This is a genomic window from Streptomyces sp. NPDC055140 (genome assembly GCF_053607285.1).
In genome coordinates, this window is the sequence record NZ_JBSGTG010000055.1 from 1 (window position 1) to 19,585 (window position 19,585).

Consider the following 19,585-nt stretch of genomic DNA (forward strand, 5'->3'; position numbering starts at 1 on the left):
GTTTCTTGCGTGCGCTCCGCGCCCGTTGCCGCGGCGATGCTCCGCATCGCCACCACAGGATGCGATTCCTCCCGGGGGTGAACCCCCGGGGTTCCCCGCCACAGCACGCTGAACACCTGCGGTGCGCGCCACCCCATCGGCCGCTTCATCGTTTGTGGCGGCCGCGCGGCGCAATCTCGCACGCACCACGCCGGCCTGGTTGTCCTCGGGGGGGCATCATCCGCTGCCGGACCTGCACTTCGGAAGGCGCATCAGCCGTGTCGTGTTCGGTGTTCACCACTTGGGACCGCATCTGCCGCCTGACTGGGAGGGCTGCTGTCGTGGTCCACAGGGTTGTTGCGCGGCTGTCCGCGTGTGTGGCGGGTGGGTGTGGGGGTGGTGAGGACGGCGAGGCAGGCGATGACGAGGGCGATGCCCATCCATCCGGCCGTGGGCAGGAGTTCGCCGACGACCAGGACGGCGAGGACGGCAGCGACGGCCGGTTCGAGCAGGGACAGGGTGGTGGCGGTGCTGGCGGGTACGTGGGCGAGGCCCCAGCCGAACAGGACGTACCCGGCGAGCATGGGGACGAGCGCCATGTAGGTGCCGACGGCAGCGTTGGACCAGGAGGCGATCAGCGGGGCACCCGTGGCGAGGAGGACGGGCACCAGGAGCAGTCCGCCGAGTCCGAAGACGGCGCCCATCGCCGCCCGGGAGGGGATCTGGCGGGTGATGAGCCGGTGCGCGGCGAAGGAATAGAGGGCGTATGTGGCGGCGGCGACCAGGCCGAGGCCGATGCCGAGGAGTGTGCCGGCCATGGAGGTGCGGCCGGTGCCGCCGGTGGCGTGGGCGGCTTCGGCGACGCACAGCAGGGCGGTGCCGAGCAGGCCTAGTGCGGCGGCCAGAGTCCAGCGGCGGGTGAGCCGGCGGCCGTCGACGACGCGCTCGATCAGGGACGATGCCAGCGGGGCGGTGCCGATCGAGACGACGGTGCCGACGGCGACTCCGGCCAGGTGCATGGAGCTGTAGAACGCCAGGGGGTAGACCGCCACCGAGACGGCGCCGAGCAGGACCGTGCCGCGTTGGTCGCGCAGCCGGGATGCGTGGGCAGCGATCTGCGGGGCGGCGGTCAGGGCCTGGAGGAGACCTCCGAGGCCCATGGCGACGGCCCCGATGGCGAGCGGGCCCACGTCCGGGGCGAGGGTGGCGGCCGTGCCGGTCGTCCCCCACAGCACGGAGGCGGCCAGCACGCACAGGGCCCCCGTTCTTGCGGACCGGCCGCGGCCGGTGGCCTTCACAGCCGGTCCAGCAGGGCCGCGGCCATCGAGCGGGCGTGCTGGACACGCTCGCCGTCGCCCTCCAGGCCGGCGCGGGCCATCGCGCCCTCGAGCAGGAAGGAGAGGTGCTCGGCCGTCGCGCGGGCCTCGTCGGGCCGGCCGGGGAGCAGCTGCTCCAGGTGGTCGGCCATCAGGCGCTCTACCTGCTCCTTGTGGGCGCGGACCACGGCGCGGCCCTCGTCGCCGGCAGGCAGCTCGGCGGCGGCGTTGAGGAGACCGCAGCCGCGGAAGCCGTGCTCGTAGGCGAAGCCCGCGTGATCGCCGTACGCGTCGAAGACCGCCAGTACTCCCTCACGGGGGCCGGCGGCGTGCTCCAGGCGTGCCCGGTACAGGCCGAGCCACTCCTCGTGCCGGGCATCCAAGTAGGCCCGGACCAGGTCGGCTTTGGAGGAGAAGTTGTTGTACAGGCTCATCTTCGCCACGCCGGCCTCGGCCGTGATCGTGTCGATACCGGTCGCCGCCACACCATCGGCGTAGAAGCGCCGGGCCGCCGCCTCCAGGAGCCGTTCCCGGGCCGGCCGCCGCCCGCGCCCCGTCACGCCCGTATCGGTCTCACTCATCACAATCCAAACTAGGTAGGTAGGTCTACCTATACTAGCCGACCTGGATGGATGCTGCGCCGGCCGTGGGCGTTCGGTTCCGGGCGAGGTGGCGATGCCTGTTGCCTGTCGAAGCCGCGAATCACGTGCTGTCGCATTTCGTGAAGGGAGCCGAACGAGCCCGCCTTGGTGACGGCCGGCACGCTTCGGCTCACGCAATCCCAGATCAGGCACACGCCCGGGAGCCGGCATACCGGGCCAACTCCCCCACCGGGTACGGGGCGCGGGGTGCGGGGTGCGGGGTGCGGGCCGTCGCACGCTTCCCCATTCGCCGCGTGCGGGCCGGTCCCGGGACGGCCTCTGGCGCTGCGACCTGCGGCCGGGCTGCACCACAGACGATGGACGGCGGTAGACGGCGGTGCGTCAGCACGCAGACCATGCGGCGCGCTCACGGCCGCAGGCCGGGCGCAACCGTGTAGCCCGGTGACCGCGGGACACCGCGTCGGCGAGCCGCTCGGCAAGCGCAAGGGCCGTGAACGACGGCGACGGGCGATACCCCGGCGATATCCGTCGTGCCGAGGGCGTCGCCGGATGCGCCCGGGGGTGCGGTCAGCCGAGCTGCTTCGGTCCGGGGCACGTACCGCCGCGACGTCGATGGTGTGGGCCATGACCCCGCCGCCCTCAGGGGAAGGCGAGGAAGCGACGACCACCGCAATGCCAGCCGAGTGCCAAAGCCGGCACCAGCAGGGGCGGCGCCCCGGGTGTGACGGGCATCACTCTGTACTCCGCCACATCCGCAGGTCATCATATGACCCGATCGCTGCTTGCGACTGAAGCAGCACATCGACACGTACGAGTCGACGAGTCAACGATGACGAGGGCGGACATGAACGACCAGCAGCGGCCCGCACGGCCGCGTGTGGGCGTGGTGGGGCTCGGGGCCATGGGCCTCGGCATGGCCCGCAGCCTGCGCACGGCCGGATACGACGTGGGGGTCCACGACCTGCGGCCGGAGGTGGCCGCCGACTTCGCCCGCGGCGGCGGGACGGCGTTCGCCTCCCCCGCCGAGCTGGCGGCCGAGGTCGACGTCCTGATCGGCGTCGTGGTCAACGCGGCGCAGGTCGAGTCGGTCCTCTTCGGCGACGGCGGGGCGGCCGGGCGGCTGCGCCCCGGCTCGGTCTACGTGATGTGCTCCACGGTCGACCCGGACTGGTCCGCCGAGCTGGAGGGCCGTCTGAGCGAGCTGGGCGTGCTCTACCTGGACGCGCCCATCTCCGGCGGCGCTGTGCGCGCGGCCGCCGGTGAGCTGACGATGATGACGTCGGGCTGCGCCGCGGCGTACGCCGTCGCCGATCCGGTGCTCGAAGCCATGAGCTCCACCGTGTACCGTCTCGGCGACCACGCCGGTCTTGGCTCGAAGGTCAAGATCGTGAATCAGCTGCTCGCGGGCGTGCACATCGCCGCGGCGGCCGAGGCGATGGCTCTGGGGATCAAGGCCGGCGTTCCGGCCGAGGCGCTCTACGAGGTCATCACGCACAGCGCCGGCAACTCATGGATGTTCGAGAACCGTATGGCACATGTGCTGGCGGGCGACTACACGCCACTGTCCGCCGTCGACATCTTCGTCAAGGACCTGGGTCTCGTACTGGATTCGGCCCGGCCGCAGAAGTTCCCGCTGCCACTGTCCGCCACCGCCCACCAGATGTTCCTGCAGGCGTCCGCCTCCGGGCTCGGCGGTGAGGACGACAGCGCGGTCATCAAGATCTTCCCCGGCATCGGCCTGCCGCAGCCCGTGAACCAGCCCCAGCCGACCGACCAGCCCAAGAAGGAGGACTGACGTGAGTGTCCGCCTCGGGTGCATCGCCGACGACTTCACCGGCGCCACCGACCTGGCCAACAACCTGGTGCGCGCGGGCATGCGCGTGGTCCAGCTGATCGACGTACCGGCCGAGAGCACTGACCCCACGACTGATCCCACGGTCGACGCGGACGCGGTGGTCATCGCCCTCAAGTCACGTACGGTCCCGGCGGCCGAGGCCGTCGAGGCGTCCCTTCGCGCCCTTGAGTGGCTGCGCGCCGCGGGCGCCGAGCAGATCTACTTCAAGTACTGCTCCACCTTCGACTCGACGCCGGCCGGCAACATCGGCCAGGTCACCGAGGCCCTGATGGACGCGCTCGGCACCGACTTCACCGTCGCGACGCCCGCGTTCCCCGACAACGGGCGCACCGTCTTCAAGGGGCACCTGTTCGTCGGCGACGTCCTGCTCGGCGAGTCCGGCATGCGCCACCACCCGCTCACACCGATGACCGACTCCAACCTGGTGTCCGTGCTCGACGCGCAGACGACGCGGCCGGTCGGCCTCATCGACCACAAGGCCGTGGCGGAAAGCGCTGACGCGGTCCGGGCCCGGATCGCGCAGCTGCGGACGCAGGGGGTCGGCGCCGCGATCGTCGACGCCGTGTCCAATGACGATCTCGTACGGCTCGGTGCGGCGGTCAAGGAGCTGCCGCTGGTGACCGCCGGTTCGGGGCTGGCGATCGGGCTGCCCGCGAACTGGGGTTTCGAACCGTCCCCGGACGCCGCCCAGTTGCCGCCCGCCCGCGGCCGGCAGGCCGTCGTCGCCGGTTCGGTGTCCGCCGCCACGAACGGCCAGGTACGGGAGTTCCTCAGCACCGGCCGCCCCGCGTTCAGCGTCGACCCCCTGCGGATCGCCGCCGGCGAGGACGTCGCCGCCCAGGCGCTCGCCTTCGCCGACAAACACCTCGCCGACGGGCCCGTGCTCGTCTACTCGACCGAGTCGCCGGACGCGGTCCGCTCGGTGCAGGGGCAGCTCGGCGCCGCCGAGGCGGGTGAGCTGGTCGAGCAAACGCTCGCCCGCGTCGCCCAGGGACTCATCCAGCGCGGCGTACGGCAACTCGTGGTCGCGGGCGGCGAAACATCCGGCGCCGTCGTGCAGGCGCTCGGCCTCACGGGCCTGCGCATCGGTGGACAGATCGACCCGGGTGTGCCGTGGTGCGCGGCGCCGCTGCCCGGCGGGGACACCCTCCACATCACGCTCAAGTCGGGCAACTTCGGCGGCCCGGACTTCTTCACCTCAGCCTTCACCCTCCTGACCGAGGAATCCCAGTGACCCAGGACCGCAAGACACAGGACACCGACATGGCCGCCGACGCCGCCCGCGCCGAGATCGTCCGCGTCGGCACCAGCCTGTTCGCCCGCGGCTACGTCCACGCCAGCGCCGGCAACATCAGCGCGAAGCTCGACGACGGCCACCTGATCACGCCGACCGATGCGGCCCTCGGCTTCCTCGACGCCGGCGCTCTCGCCCAGGTCGACGGCGACGGCAAGCAGATCTCGGGCGAGAGGGCCAGCAAGACACTCACGCTGCACCGGCGCATCTACGCGGCCGACCCCACCGCCCGGTTCGTCATCCACACCCACTCCACGCACCTGGTCGCGCTGACCTTGGCCGGCGTGTGGCAGCAGGACGACGTACTCCCGCCCCTCACCCCGTACTACGTGATGAAGGTGGGCCACGTCCCGCTGGTCCCCTACCACCGGCCCGGCGACCCGCGCGTCGCCGACCTGGTCACCGAACGGATCAACTCCCGTGCGGCGAACGGCACTCCTATCCGGGCGGTGCTGCTCGACCGGCTCGGCCCCGTCGTCTGGGGCCCCGACGCCGCGTCCGCACTGGCCGTACTCGAAGAACTGGAGGAGACCGCACGCCTCTGGCTGACGACCGGCCGCAGACCGCAGCCGCTGGCCGACGACGCCATCGCCGAACTGAGGACCGCCTTCGGCGCCTCCTGGTAGAACCCCGCCCCCGCTCCGTCCCCATCCGCTCGAGAACCACTGAGCCGCACAAGGAAGTGCCCCTCATGTCCACGACCGTGACAACGGCCGACACCCCTGAACTCGCCCGCGAGAACGCCGTGTTCCGCAAGGTCATCCGGCGCATCGTCCCCTTCCTGGTCCTGTGTTACGTCGTCTCCTACCTGGACCGGGTCAACGTCGGCTTCGCCAAGCTGCAGATGTCCCAGGACCTCGGCTTCAGCGAGGCGGCGTACGGCCTCGGCGCCGGCCTGTTCTTCATCGGCTACTTCCTGTTCGAAGTCCCCTCGAACCTGATGCTGCAAAAGGTCGGCGCCCGCACCTGGATCGCCCGGATCATGATCAGCTGGGGCGTGGTCTCGGCCCTGTTCGTCTTCGTCAACAACGAGGCGACGTTCTACGTGCTCCGGTTCCTGCTCGGCGCCGCCGAGGCCGGGTTCTACCCGGGCGTGATCCTCTACTGCACGTACTGGTTCCCCTCCGCGCGGCGGGCCCGGGTGATCGCGCTGTTCATGTCGGCCATCCCCGTGGCGGGCATCTTCGGCAACCCGCTCTCGGGCTGGATCATGGACGTCTTCGAGGGCACCGGCGGCTGGAACGGCTGGCAGTGGCTGTTCCTCATCGAGGCGCTGCCCGCCATCGCGGTGGGCGTGATGACGCTGTTCTACCTGGACAACAGTGTGCGCGACGCGAAGTGGCTCAGCGACGACGACAAGAGCGTGATCGAGCGCGCACTCGCCAAGGACACCAAGCACCACAGCGAGCACGGCAAGACGTGGGACGCGTTCCGCGACCCCAAGGTGTGGCTGATGTGCCTCATCTACTTCTTCTTCGTGATGGGCCAGTACGCGCTCACCTTCTGGATGCCGACCTTCGTCGAGTCCACCGGCATCAAGGGCGGCTTCGCGATCGGCGCGCTGAGCGCCGTGCCGTACCTGGCCGCGCTCGTCGCGATGAACCTCTTCGGCCGCTCCGCCGACAAGCGGCGCGAACGCCGCTGGCACCTGGTCATCCCGAGCCTGATGGGCGCCGTCGGCTTCTCGCTGGCCGCCAGCTGGACCGGGTCGACCGCCCTGTCCCTTCTCGCGCTCTCGATCGCCGCCGCGGGCGTGCTGACCTGCGCTCCGCTGTTCTGGTCGCTGCCGACTGCCTTCCTCAGCGGCACCGCGGCCGCCGCCGGGCTCGCCGTCATCAACTCGGTGGGCAACCTGGCCGGCTTCGTCAGCCCGTACATGATCGGCTCGCTCAAGGACACCACCGACTCGACGGCGATCCCGATGTACGTCCTGGCGCTGGGCCTGGTCATCGGCGCCGCGGCCGTCCTCGTCACCAAGAAGAGCGTCGTCAACCGCTGACCGAGCCTGCCTCACACCTTACGGAGCCACCATGCCGAGGTTCGCCGCGAACCTGTCCACCCTGTATCCCGAACACGACTTCCCCGACCGCTTCGCCGCGGCCGCGGCGGACGGCTTCGAGGCCGTCGAGTACCTCTTCCCGTACGCATACGAGGCGACCGAACTGCGACGCCGTCTCGACACGCACGGCCTGCAGCAGGTCCTGTTCAACGCGCCGCCCGGCAACTGGGACGCGGGTGAGCGCGGGATCGCGGCGCTGCCCGGACGCGAGGCGCAGGTGCGCGACGGCGTCGACCGCGCCCTGGAGTACGCCGCCGCGCTCGACTGCCCGCGCGTGCACATGATGGCCGGCCTGGTACCGCCGGGGGCCGACCCGGCACCGTACCGCGCGACATACCTGTCCAACCTCGCGTACGCCGCCGAACAGGCAGCGGCCGTCGGCGTCGACATCCTGATCGAGCCGATCAACGGCCGCGACATGCCGGGCTACTTCCTGCACCGCCAGGCCGACGCCCACACGGTCGTGAAGGAGGTGGGCGCCCCCAACCTGAAGGTCCAACTCGACCTGTACCACTGCCAGATCGTCGAGGGCGACCTCACCGCCACACTCCGCCGCGACCTGCCCACCGGCCGCGTCGCCCACCTCCAGATCGCGGGCGTGCCCGACCGTCACGAGCCCGATGCCGGGGAACTGAACCTGGGTCATCTCATGTCCGTCGTCGACGAGCTGGGCTTCGACGGCTGGATCGGCTGCGAGTACTTCCCCAAGGCCGGCACGAGCGAAGGTCTCGGCTGGCGAGACAAGTTCCAAGGAGACAACGCATGAGGATCGTCATCACGGGTGGCTTCGGCTTCCTGGGCCGCCAGGTCGCCGAGGCCCTGCTGGAGCAGCGCACGTTCGACGGCGCCCCCATCACCCGCCTCGTGCTCGCCGACCTGTTCGTACCGCAGGAATCGCCGCTGGCCGCCGACTCGCTCGTGGACGTGGTCCAGGGCGATCTGACCGAGCGCCTCGGCGACCTGTTCGCCCAGCCCGTCGACGTGGTCATCCACCTCGCGGCCGCGGTCTCCGCCGAGTGCGAGGCGGACTTCGACCTCGGCATGGGCGCCAACCTGGACACCACCCGCGCCCTCCTTGAGGCCGCGCGCGCCCAGTCGGTCGCCGGCGGCGCGACGGTACGGGTGGTCTTCGCCAGCAGCGTCGCCGTCTACGGCTCGGACGCCGCGCTGCCGCTGCCCAAGGTCGTCAGCGAGTCGACGCTGCCCACGCCACAGTCCAGCTACGGCGTCCAGAAGCGGATCTGCGAGCAGCTGATAGCCGAGTACACCCGCCGCGGCTTCCTCGACGGCCGCGTCACCCGCCTGATGACGGTCTCGGTGCGCCCCGGCAAGCCGAACGCGGCGGCCTCCGGGTTCCTGTCCGGCATCGTCCGCGAGCCGCTGGCCGGCCTCGAGGCGACCTGCCCGGTCAGCCCCGACCTGCAAGTCGCCCTCGCCTCCCCGCGCCGCACGGTCGAGGGCATCCTGCGCGTGGCCCAGGCCGAGCGCGGCGAGGGCCCCGGGCAGCTGTCCGGCAGCCTCCCGGTCAACCTCCCGGCCCTCACGGTCACAGTCGCCGACATCCTCGACACGCTGCGTCAGGTCGCCGGGGACGCCGTCGCCGACCTGGTGAACATCGTCCCGGACCCGGCCGTCGAAGCCATCGTCGGCTCCTGGCCGGCCGCCTTCGACAACGCCCGCGCGGCCTGGCTCGGCCTTGAGCCCGACGCGGACTTCGCAGCCGTGGTGCACCAGTACGCCGCCGACCACGCACAGGCGGTCACCGCCAAGGCGGCCAAGCCCACGCCGATAGACTGACGACCATGTTTACCAAGGTGGACGGGCCCGTCCGGCTCGCGGACCGCGTCGCCGCGATGCTCGCCGACGAGATCGAGTCCGGGCGGCTGACCACGGGCGACAAGCTGCCGACCGAGGTGGAACTGGTCAAGCAGCTCGGCGTCAGCCGCACCGTGATCCGCGAGGCCGTGTCCCGGCTGAGCAACGCGGGCCTGGTCGAGGCACGCCAGGGGCGGGGCGTCTTCGTCCTGCCCCCGCGCACCCGACCACTCGACCTCGAAGCCGACACCACCGACACCACCGACACCAAGGCCAAAGTGCTGCAGATCGTCGAGGTCCGCCGCGCCATGGAGGGCGAGGCGGCCGAACTCGCCGCCACCCGCGCCACCCCCGACGACCACGCCCGGATGCGCCAGGCCCTGGCCGCGATCGACACGGCCGTCGCGGCGGGCGGCGACGGCGCCGACGAGGACCTGGCCTTCCACCGCTCCATCGCGGAGTCGACCGGCAACGCAGTCCTGGTCTCCACCGTCCGCTACCTCGGCGAGGTCTCCCGCGGCGGCATCCGCGTCACCCGCGCCAACGAAGCCCGCCGGGACGACTTCCTCGACGCCGTCCGCGAGGAACACCACGCCATCCTCTCCGCCATCGAGCAGGGCAACGCCAAGGCCGCCCGCACAGCCGCCCGCCGTCACCTCACACACGCCGCGGCCCGGCTCCAAAAAGCGGGCCCAGAGTTCTGGAACACGACACAGGACCTGGACGTGGAACTCGACACGGCCAAGTAATCCCCTGCGGGGCCCGGCCCACTGACCTGACGTCACTCGTCCCAGCCATGACTCCCTCCCTCCCCCGCCCGTCGACGTCATGTCCGCAGCCCGCTCACCGAGACCCGACGCACTGGAAATGAGCAGCGAGCACCATCCGCTGCCCGCACACGACAAAGCGGTGCACCTCAAGCCCCTCAACACCACCGGCACGCAGCACAGGAGCACGGACTCGCCATTCCCGAACTGCTTCCCGCCGAGCGGGAGTTGAGCCCTCCTGGATCACCGACCGGCCCGGCCCCTCGCACAGCGCCACGCACCTCAACCCGAACACGCCCCGCACACACAAGCATCCGGCCTCACCACGGACGGTGGAGGCCGCGACGTCCAGCAGCCCGGCGCCATCCCTCTCCAGCCACTCCACCTGCCGCAACTCCCGCAACCAGGCCTTGCCTTCGGCCTGTCGGCGCGGCATTCCGGGACCGGCGACGTGATGCGTATCACTGCCCGGGTGCTTCGGGTCGGGCATAGGCGATCATGACCGAATGAACGCTCGCTTCCTCGGCATCACTGATCTGGTCGAAGCCCCGTCCGTGGCGGTCGTAGTCGACGTCATGCGTGCTTTCACAGTGGCTGCCTGGGCCTTTGCCCAGGGGGCGGAAAAGATTGTTCTTGCCGAGTCGCTGGACGACGCCCTCGCGCTCAAAGCTCGCCACCCGGATTGGGTGGCGCTCAAAGACGGTCCGCCCGCGCCCGGGTTCGACACCGTCAACTCGCCGGGCCTGATGCGGTCTCTTGACCTTGGCGGACGGACCGTTGTGCAGAAGACCACGGCAGGGACGGTCGGCGTCTTTGCGGTCAAGGAGGCGTCACTGGTGCTGTGTGCCAGCTTCGTGGTGGCGGAGGCAACTGCTCGGCTCTTGCGAACAAACAAGAGTGACAGTGTCACGTTCGTGGTCACCGGCGAGGATGGGCAGGCCGATGAAGATCTGGCGTGTGCTCAATACATCGCCCGCAGAGCCACCGAGGCCGGGACGGATCCAGACGAGTTCCTGCGCCGCGCCGGCGAGTCGCGCGCCGCCGCCGAGCTGGCGGAGGGTGTGCGTCAAGGAGTCCACCCCGATGACGTCGCACTCTGCCTTGAGCTCGACCGGTTCCCCTTTGCCATGGTGGCGACCTTGGAAGACTCGCTCATGGTCCTCCGTGCGGCAGACGTGTCGTCGCCGACCGACGAGGCTTCGATCTGATCGCTCTTGAGGTCCAACTCTCGCCGTGCGAGAGCCAGCATCCGGTCGAGTACCGGCCTGCCTCAGCTGCATGTCCCGATGACGGCGATTTGGGGTGGCGGCAGGCGGCTGAGCCGGGTGGTGGCGGCTTCGCGCAGTCGAACGATCTCCTCGGGCGGCCCGGCGAGATTGCGCCACAACCAGCGGCCCGACGTCCTGGTGGCCAATGAGGTCGGCTACCTCCCGCTCGACCGGGATGACACCAACCTCGCCTTCCGACTGATCTCGAAACGCTACGAGAAGGGCCGGCCATCCTGACCTCGAAAACCGCTTCCGCCGCCCTCTTTCCGGCTGTTTGGGCACGGACGGCGGTCAGGTAGGCCAGAGCCGCCATGGCGAGGGTCATGCGCCGGTGCGGTGCCGGGCTCGGTTGAGCACATCACCTGGTAATGGTGTCGGCCGCACTCGCCCTTGGCGATCTGGAAGCACACCTCCACCGTGCCCCTGTGGTCTTGGCGAAGTCCTACAGGCGTGAGGCAACAGAGCCGCAGCCGGCCTAGACTTTTTAGTTTCAAATGAGACCGTATCGAACGAATAGATGGCTGTAATGTGGCCTCATGGCCGCCGACGTTCCTCACGAAACCGCCCCCTTGCGTGTGACCGACCGCCCTGGGGATGCCTCGCCTTTCGCTCTCGGCTTGTTGCTGCGCCGGGCGCACTGGCGAGCGGCCGCGGTGATGGAGGAGGCGCTTCGGCCGCTCGGTATCGAGTTGCGGCATTTTGCCGTGCTGATCGTGCTCGTCGACCGCGGGGCCACGGTGCAGCGGGACTTGGTGGCGGCGACGGGGTCGGACAAGGCGGGAATCATGCGGGTCGTGGACGACCTGGAGCGTCGGGGGCTGGCCGTACGCAAGACCGTTCCGGGGGACCGGCGGGTGCGGGCAGTGGAGATCACGCATCAGGGGCTCGAGCTTTTCGATGCAGCCCATGTGGCGGCGGAGCCGCTGGCTGAACGTCTGGTTGCCGAATTGCGATCCGGCGAGCCCGAGCAGCTGGCGGATCTGCTGACCCGGTTTGCCTATCCCGCAGGCGGAGAAGCGTAAGCGCGCCCGCGCACCGGTTGCCTGCCGCGTGGGCGCGCTTCGTCCCATGCGGCTTTTGCGGCGGACCCGGCCCTGAACTGCGGCCATCACTGCTGCGCGCCATCGCTGCGCGCGCCGGCCCTGACTGCGGGGGGTCTGGGCTTCGTCGCCGACGGGGACCAAGCTGTCCGCGCGGCATCCCTGGCCGACGGTGTGCCCTTCACCCTCGCCCGCCGTCGTCTCGATGGGCGGCTCGCCGGCAGGCCGAACGCCCCGGCCGCCGTCAGCGCCGGCCCACCGGCCTCCAGGGACAGGGCGCCGATGTGGAAAGCGCGCAATCGACTGGACGCCGCGTGACGTCCTGGGTCGAGGCGTCACGCGGCGTCCATGACCCGGGGGCTACGCCGCGAGGCGCTCCGCGAGTTCCTTGGCCTTGGTGGTCGCATCCTCGAAGGCGCGCTCTCGGGAGGCCTCGTAGAGGGGTATCAGTTCCGACATGGCCGGGTTGCGGGGGGCCATGGTGAGTTCGGGGACGATGAAGTCGAGGTCCAGGCCGAGGGTCTTCTTGAGGACGGCCTCCAGGTAGTTCTGTACGAACTCGTAGTCCTCGCGCGGGGTGCCCGGCGCATATGAGCCGCCGCGGCTGGCGACGACGATGACGGGGGTGCCCTGGGCGGAGGGGGTCTCGCCCGCGGTGCGGCCGAGCAGGAGCACGCTGTCCAGCCACGCCTTGAGGGTCGAGGGGATCGAGAAGTTGTACATGGGGGCACCGATCAGGACGGTGTCCGCCTGCTCCAGTTCCTCGATGAGCACCGCGCGCGCGGCGAACGCGGCCGCCTGCTCCGGGGTGCGCTCGGACGGTGCGGTGTACCCGGCGGACCAGGCGTCGGCGGTGATGTGCGGGACCGGGGCAGCAGCGAGGTCGCGGTAGATCACTGCGCCCTGCGGGTGCTGTTCCTCCCAGGCCTTACGGAAGGCTGCCGTGACCGATCGGGACGAGGACGCCTCGCCGGGGAGCACGGACGTGTCGATGTGCAGCAGTGTTGCCATGGGCTTTCTCCGATGTGCAGTGCGCGGGGCGGGAAGTCGCGCGGGGCGGTGGGTTCATGCTCAGAAGTAGTTTCACTCACGATGGTATCGAATGATACTATCGTGATCGTAACGGAGATGGCCACGTCGAGCAGAACGGGAGTCTGGTGATCATGGACGTCTACGAGGCGGTCACGAGCCGACGGGCGGTGCGCGGATTCACCGGCCGGGAGGTCCCGGAGGAGGTGCTGCAGCGCGTGCTGTCCGCCGCGGCCTGGGCGCCATCCGGCTCGAACCTTCAGCCGTGGCACGCATACGTCCTGACCGGCGGGCCGCTGGCCGAGCTCAAGAAGCGCACCGGCGAGCGCCTGGCCGCGGGCGACCCCTGGGACGAGCCGGAGTACGAGCAGTACCCGTCCGCACTGAAGTCCCCGTATCGCGAGCGCCGATCCGCGTTCGGTGAGCAGCGCTACGGCGCACTCGGTATCGCGCGCGAGGACATCGAGGCGCGCCAGCGGGCCTCTTCCGCGAACTGGGACTGTTTCGGCGCACCCGCGGCCCTGTTCTGCTACATCGACCGCGATCTGGGCCCGGCCCAGTGGTCGGATGTCGGCATGTATCTGCAGACCGTGATGCTGCTGCTGCGCGCCGAAGGGGTGCACAGCTGCACGCAGATGGCGTGGGCGAAGTTCCACAGGAGCGTCGCCGAAGCCCTGTCACCCCCGGACGAGCTGATGCTCTTCTGCGGCATGTCGATCGGGTTCGAGGACGTCACCGTGGGTGACGCCCGTACGGGCCGGGCGCCGCTCGACGAGACGGTCACGTTCGTCGGCGACTGACACCGCCCGCTCTCAGCCGGCAAGAGCGGGCGTCCCTGTCGCGCCCGCATGGCCGCTCATGTTCCATATTGCACAGATATTCCCGAGGAAAGGCATGCCATGAAGATCGCAGTCATCGGCGGAACCGGGCTCATCGGATCCCAGGTCGTCAAGAACCTGAACGCCGCCGGTCATGAGGCGGTACCGCACTCGAAGTCCACCGGCGTCGATGTCATCACCGGCCAGGGGCTGGACGAGGCGTTGGCGGGAGCCGACGTCGTCGTCAACCTGACGAACTCCCCGACGTTCGACGAAGCCTCCCTGGCCTTCTTCCAGAGCTCGATGGACAACGTTCTGGCCGCGGCCCGCAAGAGCGGTGTCGGCCACTTCGTCATCCTCTCGATCGTCGGCACGGACCAGGTGCCGGAGCTGGACTACTACCGGGCCAAGGCGCTCCAGGAGACCCTTCTCGCGGACGGGCAGATCCCGTACTCGATCGTCCGGGCCACGCAGTTCATGGAGTTCATGGACGCCGTCCTGTCCTGGACCACCGACGGCGACACCGTCCGGCTGCCCGCCACGCCGATCCAGCCGATCGCCGCCAAGGACGTGGCCGCCGCGGTGGCGGAGGTCGCCGTGGGCTCCCCGCTGAACGGCATCCGCAACATCGGCGGCCCCGACGTCTTCTCCCTGGACGAGCTGGGCCGCATCACCCTGTCCCGCAAGGGCGACAGCCGCACCGTCGTCACCGATACCACCGCCGGCATGTTCGCCGTCGTGAAGGGCGACGTCCTCACCGACAAGGACGCCCACCTCGCACCCACCCGATACACCGACTGGCTCTCCTGACCCGCTCTACGCCCTCTCTGGCGTACAGACCCCAGAGAACCAAGCTTTGGCCGTCGTTGGAGATGCCAAGAACTCGGCACGGCGGCCAGAAATGGCCTACGCCGCTTGATACAGCGACCGCATCTGCCGTGATGGATGCTGGACTGGCTCGTTTTTGCGACTGCGCAATGAATCGTTGACGGTTGAGCAGATCGAGTCGTGGGCCGGGAGAACAGCGCCGGGTTCCATGCCCTGTCGCCCACCGTTTTGACAGGTCGGAACCCGGCCCCCGCTCTCCAGGATCGTGCCTCAACTTCAGCGTCGTGGTCTCCCGTTCGGGGCGCCATGCCACACCGTCGAGGCACCCACGGGCCGCCCCGACGACGCACGAGCGCGATGCCTGGTCCGGCAAAGCGGTGACCACGTCGTCCCGAACTCAGGAACTGGGTGGGCGACCGTCGTGCGTGCCCCTTAAGGCTTCCAGCAGCGTGCTGCCGCCAGAGGGTGACGCCCACAGCCGCGGCTCGAGTACGCGGAAGGCCAAGAAGGCAGTCGAGTCCGTTTCGCCGGGCGAGGCGATGGACTCGATGCGCTGAGGCGGGACGGGTGCGCGGTGGAGGACGTCGGCGTTGGCCGGCTCGTGCCCAAGGATCTCGCCGACCAGGACGCGCAGCACGGAGTCCCCGAGTGGGAGCCGTCGAAAACCCGTCAGACGCAGGTCACCGTCTCGGCTCTCTGAGAGTGAAAACGGCCTCCCTCGGATCTCAGAACGCCTCCGGCCGGCACACCCCTCCCAGCCAGTGAGCACCACCCGGGGATGACGAGCTCTGGCACATCCTGGCCAATGCCTGACGGCAGCGGCCGTCTTCGCCACCCGGCGCCGGTTCTCGGGGTGGCTGCGCGGGATGCGCGCCGAGTTGCCGCGTACAAGCACCCGGCCGAGTGAGGCGGGCGCGGTTCAGCGCCTTCCGGCGAGCGGTGCATCGGTTTTTGCGAGACCTTGAGGAGGCGAGCGCCCCACAGTGGCGACGCATGTCCAGGGTGACACCCACACCCAGCGAGGAGGGCGGGCCGCGGTGAGTGATTCGGATACGGGCGCCGCGGGGCGGAGCCAGGGTGAGCTGGCCCAGCTCTCGGCGATCGAGTTGAACGTCAACGATCAGGTGCGACGGCTTGAGGTGGATCCACGGACCTCGCTGCTCGACGCGCTGCGCGAGCACCTGCGCCTGAGCGGGACCAAGAAGGGGTGTGATCACGGGCAGTGCGGCGCCTGCACGGTGCTGATCAACGGCCGGCGTGTCAACTCCTGTTTGACGCTCGCCGTGATGCATGAGGACGACGAGATCGTGACGATCGAAGGCCTGGGCGATCCCGATGGCCTGCACCCCATGCAACGTGCCTTCGTCGAGCGTGACGGCTTCCAGTGCGGCTACTGCACTCCCGGCCAGATCTGTTCGGCTGTCGGCATGATCGCCGAGGTGGAGGCGGGCTGGCCCAGCCACGCCACCGCTGACGTGGCCTCGACGCGGATCGCGTTGACCGATGAGGAGATCCGAGAGCGGATGAGCGGCAACATCTGCCGGTGCGCCGCCTATCCGAACATCGTCGCGGCCATCCGTGGCATCGCAGGGGGAGGCCCGGAATGAGATCCTTCACGTACGAGCGAGCGAGCGACGCACAGGCCGCCGTCGCTGCGGTGTCCAGACCTGGGGCGAAGTTCATCAGCGGCGGCACCAACCTGCTCGACCTGATGAAGCTCGACATCGAGAAGCCCACCCATCTGGTCGACATCAGCCGGCTTCCGTTGCGCGACATCGAGGAGCTCCCGGACGGCGGACTGCGCATCGGGGCCCAGGCGGCGAACTCCGATGTGGCCGCCGATGCCCGAGTGCGTACCCGCTACCCGGTGCTGTCGGAGGCGCTGGTCGCAGGTGCCTCGGGCCAACTGCGCAACAAGGCGTCCACCGGAGGAAATCTGTTGCAGCGCACTCGCTGCCCCTACTTCTACGACACGGCTGCGGGCTGCAACAAGCGAGATCCCGGTACCGGATGCTCGGCGATCGGCGGGTTCAACCGGATTCACGCCCTCCTCGGCGCCAGCGACTCCTGCATCGCCACCCATCCCTCGGACATGGCCGTCGCGATGACCGCGCTGGAGGCGGAGATCGAGCGGCTCGACGCCGACGGGTCGGTACGCCGCGTCGCCATCGCAGACTTCTACCGGCTGCCGGGCGATACTCCGCACATCGAGACCGTGCTGCGTCCGGGCGAGATGATCACGAGCGTCCTCCTGCCCCCGCCCCCGACCGGCCGGCAGATCTACCGCAAGGTGCGAGACCGGGCTTCGTACGAGTTCGCGCTGGTCTCCGTGGCGGCTGTCGTCGCGACCGATCAGGGAACGATCAGTGACGCCCGGGTGGCTTTCGGCGGTGTGGCGCACAAGCCCTGGCGGTCCAGCGAGGCGGAGGCCGCGTTGACCGGCCGTCCCGCCACGATGGTCACCTATCGCGCAGCCGCCGAGGCCGCGATGCGCGACGCCGTGGGGCAGGGGCACAACGACTTCAAGATCGAGCTGGCCAAGCGCACGCTGTGCCGCACGCTGGCACAAGCCGCTCAGGCGAGCTGAGGAGACGAGATGATCGGGCAAGCTCTGAACCGCGTCGACGGCCCGTTGAAGGTTGCCGGCCGGGCCACCTACGCCTACGAGCAGTGGGGGGCCGGCCAACCTCTCTACGGGTTCATCGTCGGCGCGACGATCGGCAAAGGCCGCATCACCCGCATCGACACCGAGAGCGCCGAACGCGCACCCGGCGTAAAGATGGTGATGACTTATCACAACGCTCCCGCGCAGGGTGTCCGTGACGAGTCCGTTCCGTTCGAATACTGGCGCGCCCAGCCGGTGCTGACCGGCCCCGACATCCACTACTACGGCGAGCCGGTGGCATTCGTCGTCGCCACGGCCCTCGAACAGGCCCGAGCGGCGGCCGATCTGGTCGAAGTCGAATACACCAGCGGGCGCGGACGTTTCAACTTCGCCGAGCAGGAAGACGAGGTGTACATCCCGAAAGTGGTCAACGCCGGTCTCCCCACCGACACCGCGATCGGCGATTTCGATGCCGGGTTCGACAGCGCGGCGGTCAAGGTCGACCAGCAGTACACGACGCCGTACGAACTCTCGATGCCGATGGAACCGCACGCATGTCTGGTGGAACCGCGCGACGAGGACCTGACCGTCTACGTCAGCTGCCAGATCGTCGACGCGGCGCGGGCCTCGGTCGCCGCCACGCTTCGGCTCGACCCGGAGCGGGTTCACATCGTCACCCCCTTCGTCGGCGGGGGATTCGGCTCCAAGCTCGGCGTCCATTCCGAGACGATCCTGGCGGCGCTCGCCGCTCGCGAGTTGCGCCAACCGGTCAAGGTCGCGATGACCAGGCAGCAGATCTTCCAGCTCGTCGGCAACCGTCCCACATCCAGGCAGCGGGTCCGACTGGGCGCGGAGCAGGACGGACGGCTGAGCGCGATCGCGCATGACGTCACCATGCACACCAACCCCGACGTGGAGTACGCCGAGCAGATGGCCGCCACGACCCGCAGTCTCTACGCCGCGCCCCACCGGTTGACCAGCCACCGGCTGGCGCCGCTCGATCTGCCGCCCGGGACGGACGTACGCGCACCGGGCGAAGCGCCGGGCATGCTGGCGGTCGAGTCGGCGATGGACGAGTTGGCCCAGGCGCTCGGGATGGACCCCGTCGAGCTGCGGATCCTCAACGAGCCCACCGTCGATCCCGAGCGAGACGTGCCGTACAGCGACCGGCACCTGGTCGAGTGCCTGCGCGAAGGCGCGCGCCGGTTCGGCTGGGAGCACCGCCCCGCCACCCCGGCGACTGTGCGCGAGGGGCGGTGGCTGGTCGGCTACGGCATGTCGGCCGCCATCCGCGGGCACTTCCAAGGGCCGACAGCGGTGCGGGTGCGGTTGGAGGCTGACGGCACGGCCGTCGTCCAGACGGACATGACCGATCTCGGCACGGGCACGTACACCGTTCTGACCCAGGTCGCGGCCGAGGGGCTCGGACTGCCGCCCGACCGGGTGCGGATCGAGCTCGGGCGTTCCGAGTTTCCCACCAGCTGGGGGTCCGGCGGCTCCTGGGGCGCCGCCAACTCGTGCAATGCGGTGCATGGTGCGTGCAGGGCCCTGCGAGAGCAGCTCCTGGAAGCGGCGCGCGGCGACACGCGCTCCCCGCTGCACGGCCTGGACCCGGCAGACGCCGTGTTCTCGGATGGCAACGTGGCTGTCGGCGGCGCGTGCGAGGCGCTGAGCGAGATCGTCGCACGCAACCAACCGGAAGGGTTCGAGGCTCAGGGCGATACCCGCTTCATGGGCGATGATCCGCACTACACGGACTACTCGATCAACACCTACGGGGCCCATTTCGCCGAAGTGGGGGTCGACGCGGACACCGCCGAGATCCGTCTGCGGCGGATGCTCGGTGTGTTCTCGGTGGGCCGCGTGCTCAACGCGAAGACGGCTCGCTCGCAGCTGATCGGCGGCATGATCTGGGGAGCCGGCGCGGCCCTCGAAGAAGAGGCCGTGGTCGACCTGCGATCCGGCGCCTTCGTCAACCGGGACTTCGCGCAATACCTGGTACCGGTCCACGCCGACGTCCCCGACGTCGACGCGGTCATCCTTGACGGGTACGACGACAAGGCCAACGCCCTGGGCGCGAAAGGCGTCGGCGAGCTGGGCATCTGCGGGGCCGGTGCGTCGATCGCGAACGCGGTGTTCAACGCCACCGGCGTGCGCGTGCGCGACTTCCCCATCACCATCGAGAAGGTACTCCCCGGCCTGCCACTGATGGATGCGTCAACCACCCGGGACTGAAAGTCCCGGGCTTGCGCAACGGGCGCCACTGGCTGTGGTGCTGCGTTTGCGTCCTGTCCCACGCCCGGTTTTCGG

Annotated in this window: 19 protein-coding genes; 16 read left to right on the forward strand and 3 right to left on the reverse strand. The window is 69.7% G+C overall.

Translation table 11 applies throughout. The features are described from left to right. Window positions 1–251: 251 nt before the first annotated feature. Together ACWFR4_RS45135 and ACWFR4_RS45140 are read right to left on the reverse strand one after the other, a co-directional pair. Window positions 252–1,229 carry a DMT family transporter gene (locus tag ACWFR4_RS45135; RefSeq protein ID WP_453657366.1) on the reverse strand — a complete coding sequence of 326 codons (978 nt, stop codon included), beginning with the start codon at window positions 1,227–1,229 and terminating at the stop codon, window positions 252–254. Between the two features lie 44 nt (window positions 1,230–1,273). Continuing rightward, a complete protein-coding gene (locus ACWFR4_RS45140) occupies window positions 1,274–1,876 on the reverse strand; it encodes a TetR/AcrR family transcriptional regulator (RefSeq protein WP_453657368.1) in 603 nt (200 codons plus the stop codon). A gap of 787 nt (window positions 1,877–2,663) precedes the next feature. On the opposite strand from ACWFR4_RS45140, the gene ltnD reads away from it, so the two are divergent. From ltnD to ACWFR4_RS45190, 10 genes are all read left to right on the forward strand, one after another. Further along, on the forward strand, window positions 2,664–3,692 hold the full coding sequence (gene ltnD, locus ACWFR4_RS45145) for an L-threonate dehydrogenase (protein WP_453657370.1): 1,029 nt from the start codon (window positions 2,664–2,666) through the stop codon (window positions 3,690–3,692). Between the two features lies 1 nt (window position 3,693). Continuing rightward, a complete protein-coding gene (gene otnK, locus ACWFR4_RS45150; protein ID WP_453657372.1) occupies window positions 3,694–4,986 on the forward strand; it encodes a 3-oxo-tetronate kinase in 1,293 nt (430 codons plus the stop codon). Beyond that, window positions 4,983–5,672, forward strand: a complete 690-nt coding sequence (locus ACWFR4_RS45155; RefSeq protein WP_453657374.1) for a class II aldolase/adducin family protein — start codon at window positions 4,983–4,985, stop codon at window positions 5,670–5,672. The genes otnK and ACWFR4_RS45155 overlap by 4 nt, the downstream gene beginning before the upstream one ends. Before the next feature lie 65 nt (window positions 5,673–5,737). Beyond that, window positions 5,738–7,045 (forward strand): MFS transporter, encoded by a 1,308-nt coding sequence (locus ACWFR4_RS45160; protein WP_453657376.1) that lies wholly within the window; start codon window positions 5,738–5,740, stop codon window positions 7,043–7,045. A gap of 31 nt (window positions 7,046–7,076) precedes the next feature. Beyond that, complete coding sequence (otnI, locus tag ACWFR4_RS45165) at window positions 7,077–7,871, forward strand: 2-oxo-tetronate isomerase (RefSeq protein ID WP_453657378.1); 795 nt, start codon at window positions 7,077–7,079, stop codon at window positions 7,869–7,871. Further along, window positions 7,868–8,902 carry a D-erythronate dehydrogenase gene (gene denD, locus ACWFR4_RS45170; protein WP_453657380.1) on the forward strand — a complete coding sequence of 345 codons (1,035 nt, stop codon included), beginning with the start codon at window positions 7,868–7,870 and terminating at the stop codon, window positions 8,900–8,902. Before otnI ends, denD begins: the two co-directional genes overlap by 4 nt. A 5-nt stretch (window positions 8,903–8,907) precedes the next feature. Beyond that, window positions 8,908–9,669, forward strand: coding sequence for a FadR/GntR family transcriptional regulator (locus ACWFR4_RS45175; RefSeq protein WP_453657382.1), 762 nt, complete (start codon window positions 8,908–8,910; stop codon window positions 9,667–9,669). A 524-nt stretch (window positions 9,670–10,193) separates the two neighbouring features. Further along, entirely contained in the window at window positions 10,194–10,895 is a 702-nt protein-coding gene (locus ACWFR4_RS45180; protein ID WP_453657384.1) for a 2-phosphosulfolactate phosphatase, read from the forward strand. A gap of 78 nt (window positions 10,896–10,973) precedes the next feature. Beyond that, window positions 10,974–11,192, forward strand: coding sequence for an ATP-binding protein (locus ACWFR4_RS45185; RefSeq protein WP_453657386.1), 219 nt, complete (start codon window positions 10,974–10,976; stop codon window positions 11,190–11,192). 299 nt (window positions 11,193–11,491) lie between these two features. Further along, window positions 11,492–11,977: a MarR family winged helix-turn-helix transcriptional regulator gene (locus ACWFR4_RS45190; RefSeq protein ID WP_453657388.1), complete on the forward strand. Its 486-nt coding sequence runs from the start codon at window positions 11,492–11,494 to the stop codon at window positions 11,975–11,977. Between the two features lie 378 nt (window positions 11,978–12,355). Here ACWFR4_RS45190 and ACWFR4_RS45195 read toward each other — a convergent pair whose 3' ends face one another. Next, complete coding sequence (locus tag ACWFR4_RS45195; RefSeq protein ID WP_453657390.1) at window positions 12,356–13,006, reverse strand: FMN-dependent NADH-azoreductase; 651 nt, start codon at window positions 13,004–13,006, stop codon at window positions 12,356–12,358. Between the two features lie 152 nt (window positions 13,007–13,158). On the opposite strand from ACWFR4_RS45195, the gene ACWFR4_RS45200 reads away from it, so the two are divergent. The 6 genes from ACWFR4_RS45200 to ACWFR4_RS45225 all read left to right on the forward strand — a co-directional run bounded on the left by ACWFR4_RS45200 (window position 13,159) and on the right by ACWFR4_RS45225 (window position 19,510). Beyond that, a complete protein-coding gene (locus ACWFR4_RS45200; RefSeq protein WP_453657392.1) occupies window positions 13,159–13,824 on the forward strand; it encodes a nitroreductase in 666 nt (221 codons plus the stop codon). Between the two features lie 99 nt (window positions 13,825–13,923). After that, on the forward strand, window positions 13,924–14,652 hold the full coding sequence (locus ACWFR4_RS45205) for an SDR family oxidoreductase (RefSeq protein ID WP_453657394.1): 729 nt from the start codon (window positions 13,924–13,926) through the stop codon (window positions 14,650–14,652). A 592-nt stretch (window positions 14,653–15,244) separates the two neighbouring features. After that, window positions 15,245–15,370, forward strand: coding sequence for a hypothetical protein (locus ACWFR4_RS45210; protein ID WP_453657396.1), 126 nt, complete (start codon window positions 15,245–15,247; stop codon window positions 15,368–15,370). Window positions 15,371–15,707: 337 nt separating this feature from the next. Continuing rightward, on the forward strand, window positions 15,708–16,277 hold the full coding sequence (locus ACWFR4_RS45215) for a 2Fe-2S iron-sulfur cluster-binding protein (protein ID WP_453657398.1): 570 nt from the start codon (window positions 15,708–15,710) through the stop codon (window positions 16,275–16,277). Beyond that, complete coding sequence (locus tag ACWFR4_RS45220; protein ID WP_453657400.1) at window positions 16,274–17,257, forward strand: FAD binding domain-containing protein; 984 nt, start codon at window positions 16,274–16,276, stop codon at window positions 17,255–17,257. Before ACWFR4_RS45215 ends, ACWFR4_RS45220 begins: the two co-directional genes overlap by 4 nt. A 9-nt stretch (window positions 17,258–17,266) precedes the next feature. Next, window positions 17,267–19,510 (forward strand): molybdopterin cofactor-binding domain-containing protein, encoded by a 2,244-nt coding sequence (locus ACWFR4_RS45225; protein ID WP_453657402.1) that lies wholly within the window; start codon window positions 17,267–17,269, stop codon window positions 19,508–19,510. The last annotated feature ends 75 nt before the right edge of the window (window positions 19,511–19,585 follow it).

Excerpts from the sequence above, each read along its gene's own strand:
- otnI (WP_453657378.1), top strand. The coding sequence starts at position 7,077 with ATGCCGAGGTTCGCCGCGAACCTGTCCACCCTGTATCCCGAACACGAC.
- ACWFR4_RS45225 (WP_453657402.1), top strand. The coding sequence starts at position 17,267 with ATGATCGGGCAAGCTCTGAACCGCGTCGACGGCCCGTTGAAGGTTGCC.
- ACWFR4_RS45185 (WP_453657386.1), top strand. The coding sequence starts at position 10,974 with ATGACGGCGATTTGGGGTGGCGGCAGGCGGCTGAGCCGGGTGGTGGCG.
- ACWFR4_RS45190 (WP_453657388.1), top strand. The coding sequence starts at position 11,492 with ATGGCCGCCGACGTTCCTCACGAAACCGCCCCCTTGCGTGTGACCGAC.
- ACWFR4_RS45195 (WP_453657390.1), bottom strand. The coding sequence starts at position 13,006 with ATGGCAACACTGCTGCACATCGACACGTCCGTGCTCCCCGGCGAGGCG.
- ltnD (WP_453657370.1), top strand. The coding sequence starts at position 2,664 with ATGACCCGATCGCTGCTTGCGACTGAAGCAGCACATCGACACGTACGA.
- ACWFR4_RS45140 (WP_453657368.1), bottom strand. The coding sequence starts at position 1,876 with ATGAGTGAGACCGATACGGGCGTGACGGGGCGCGGGCGGCGGCCGGCC.
- ACWFR4_RS45180 (WP_453657384.1), top strand. The coding sequence starts at position 10,194 with ATGAACGCTCGCTTCCTCGGCATCACTGATCTGGTCGAAGCCCCGTCC.
- ACWFR4_RS45175 (WP_453657382.1), top strand. The coding sequence starts at position 8,908 with ATGTTTACCAAGGTGGACGGGCCCGTCCGGCTCGCGGACCGCGTCGCC.
- ACWFR4_RS45205 (WP_453657394.1), top strand. The coding sequence starts at position 13,924 with ATGAAGATCGCAGTCATCGGCGGAACCGGGCTCATCGGATCCCAGGTC.
- ACWFR4_RS45160 (WP_453657376.1), top strand. The coding sequence starts at position 5,738 with ATGTCCACGACCGTGACAACGGCCGACACCCCTGAACTCGCCCGCGAG.
- denD (WP_453657380.1), top strand. The coding sequence starts at position 7,868 with ATGAGGATCGTCATCACGGGTGGCTTCGGCTTCCTGGGCCGCCAGGTC.
- ACWFR4_RS45220 (WP_453657400.1), top strand. The coding sequence starts at position 16,274 with ATGAGATCCTTCACGTACGAGCGAGCGAGCGACGCACAGGCCGCCGTC.
- ACWFR4_RS45200 (WP_453657392.1), top strand. The coding sequence starts at position 13,159 with ATGGACGTCTACGAGGCGGTCACGAGCCGACGGGCGGTGCGCGGATTC.